Origin of the sequence: Paenibacillus sinensis (assembly GCF_019904155.1) — a bacterium.
In the GTDB taxonomy this organism is placed as follows: Bacteria; Bacillota; Bacilli; order Paenibacillales; family Paenibacillaceae; genus Paenibacillus_AQ; species Paenibacillus_AQ sinensis.
Genome location: NZ_JAHCMB010000083.1, coordinates 1 through 1,795, shown reverse-complemented (window position 1 = coordinate 1,795; position 1,795 = coordinate 1). Strand labels below are relative to the sequence as shown.

The following is a 1,795-nucleotide window of genomic DNA, read 5'->3' as shown; positions in this document are numbered from 1 at the left end:
CTCTTTTGGCACGTAATTCCATCGAAATTACCTCACCATGTTTCCATTTAAAATTTAAAACACCTCCGCTTTTTAAGTGAATACCTCTAATTTCACCACTATTTAAAACTTTAGGTATGGCTGGAAGCAGTAAAAGTTCATCTTCAAAATCTTGAACCAGTAGCTCCATTAGTCCGCAGGCTCCTCCAAAATTACCATCAATCTGAAATGGAGGATGATTATCAAGCAAGTTATCCAAGGTTGAATCCTTCAACAGACTACACAGATTATCCCATGCTTCTTCAGCATTTCTGAGTCTTGCATAAAAGAGCACAATCCACGCTCTGCTCCATCCCGTATGCCCACCCCCATGTTCAAGACGGCGCTTTAAAGTTAATTCCGCTGCTTTGGTTAGTTCAGGTGTTTTATCTGGTCTAATATGACTAGAAGGATACAAAGCGTACAACTGTGAAATATGACGATGACCAATTTCCAGCTCTTCATAATCCTCTTGCCATTCCTGAATCTGGCCATACTTACCTATTCTTAACGGTGGCAATCCATCTAACCTTTTCCTCACTTCATCATTTAGATCTTCAGATTTCTCCAGATCTTGCGTTATTGACAGATAGCCGCTGAACAGTTCCCTTAAAATTTCGATGTCCATCGTAGGCCCCAGACACAAACAGCCACTTTCACCTCGTTTATTTACGTAGATATTCTCTGGCGAGCTTGAGGGCCCTGTAATCCAGTATCCCTGTTCATCTTGAAACATATAATCAATGAAAAATAAAACACTATCATATAAAATCGGATAATACTTCTCCATCAATTCCTTATCTTTTGTATATTGATAATGCGTAATTAGGTGAAGGCATAGCCATGCACCGCCCATTGGCCAAATGGTGGAAGTAATGCTATTGTCCTGTGGAGCACAATCTCCCCAGATATCCGTATTATGATGACAACAAAAGCCACGGAGGCCATACATGTCTTTGGCTACTTCTTTTCCTCGTTCATGCATCTTCTCCAAATGATTTAAAAGGGGGAGATGCAATTCCGATAGCCCGCATTTTTCTGCCAGCCAATAGTTCATCTGTATATTAATATTGATCGTATATTTGGAGCCCCATGCTGGTTCAAACTCTTCGTTCCATATTCCCTGCAAATTAGCAGGCAAGCTCTTGTCCCTACTTGAACTAATCAATAAATAACGAGAATAATTGTAATAAGTATTGATTAAACCAATATCCTCTTTGCCTTCACGCATTCTGCTTAACCGTTGTGGAGTAGATAATGTATCGATCGCTTCATCTTCTTGATTGTCCAGTATTAGTGTGCTGGCCTCATAATATTTTTTATAATCGGCCTGATGATCTGCTTTAATCTGTTCGTAACCTTTCAAAGAAGCGTTTTCAAGAGTTTTTAAGCACCATTCATAGGGCTGCTTACTTCGATAAGTTGTTCGTGCTGTAATATATATTGTCGCCTTCTNTCGATAAGTTGTTCGTGCTGTAATATATATTGTCGCCTTCTTGGCGCCTTTTACAACAATATGGCTTCCCATAGAGGATTGCGTTCCACCCTCAGATATGACCTGAAGCATGAGTTCAAATCCTATCCCATCAGCTCCACCTTGATGACCATATAGTCGAATAATGCTGTCCTGTAATGCTTCTGCTCCGTCACAAAAGGAAGAGCCTCTTCCTCTGCGATTATCCTTTCTCGTCAGACTAATATCAAAATTCAATGTATCATTGTCGTCTGCTTCCATGTGATAAACAATGATATTATCTGGATGAGAAGAGAAAAAGCT

General features: G+C 39.9%; 1 protein-coding gene. It reads right to left on the bottom strand.

Going from position 1 to position 1,795, the window contains the following annotated elements; genetic code table 11:
- Window positions 1-1,753: glycosyl hydrolase family 95 catalytic domain-containing protein (locus KIH86_RS10515; protein WP_235775348.1), on the bottom strand; the 1,753-nt coding region annotated here is incomplete at its 3' end.
- Window positions 1,754-1,795 lie beyond the last annotated feature (42 nt).